The sequence below is a fragment of the Paenibacillus tabacirhizosphaerae genome (assembly GCF_040812395.1).
GTDB lineage: Bacteria > Bacillota > Bacilli > Paenibacillales > NBRC-103111 > Paenibacillus_E.
Genome location: NZ_JBFNXH010000084.1, coordinates 1 through 786, shown reverse-complemented (window position 1 = coordinate 786; position 786 = coordinate 1). Strand labels below are relative to the sequence as shown.

At 51.4% G+C, this 786-nt stretch carries 1 protein-coding gene; it reads right to left on the bottom strand.

Features of this window, described 5'->3' with window-relative positions:
• Positions 1-266: 266 nt before the first annotated feature.
• Positions 267-458: a hypothetical protein gene (locus ABRS97_RS28080; RefSeq protein WP_367819465.1), complete on the bottom strand. Its 192-nt coding sequence runs from the start codon at positions 456-458 to the stop codon at positions 267-269.
• Between the last annotated feature and the right edge of the window lie 328 nt (positions 459-786).

The window sequence follows — 786 nt, the reverse complement described above, 5'->3', positions numbered from 1 at the left end:
AATTAGCGCATAGACCCACTTCACCCCGTGGTACACTGCACCCGCAGCCGCACTCACGGCAATGAGCCGAATGTGCCACCGCCACCAGCGGCTGCCTTCCATCTGCTCCAGCCTGTACACCGAACCACCTCCTGCTCACATGTTCCCGCCGATTTTTACCGCCTTGTTTTTGATTTGTCAACGATTTTTTTCTGTTTCTTCCATTCGCTACGTGGATGTGGAGGTGCTTTGCCCTGCCTAGAGTAGTTTCCTTTTAACAATTCTTGTTAAGCCTGTTGCCGGTATGCTGGCAGGTCGTTTCTCTCGGGTAACAAGCCCGCTTGCTGCCGCTTTCGAATGAAATTCGGTGTTGTTTTTATCTGGACTGGCTTCGTAAGAGCGCGGCTTTTGTTCTCCAGCGCCATCGCTGCTACCGCTTCCCACGGACAAACTTCGTTTTTACAAACGGGTCGATCCACAGTCTTTTGCTCCTTCCTGGTTTTGGGGCTGGATACGCTCCCGCAAGGCTGGCTTGCCCTCTACCTAGTCCCCTGATCCACGGTCAGCAGGCTTCCCCTGCGATTCCCATTACGTTCATGATGAAAGAGTCTTTCCAAACAAGGTTTTCAGGGACTTCCCGAGCGAGAGCGCAAATAGGGGCGCAAAATCCGGCTACTGAAATATCTGTTTATCATGGAACTTATGTGGCTTGTTGAGGCGTTATCTAATTGTGGCAGAAGGGCGGCACCTTCATTTATTCCTGGCTTCGAAGCTTGGACTACGTAGGGAATAAATGAAGGAAGTTGC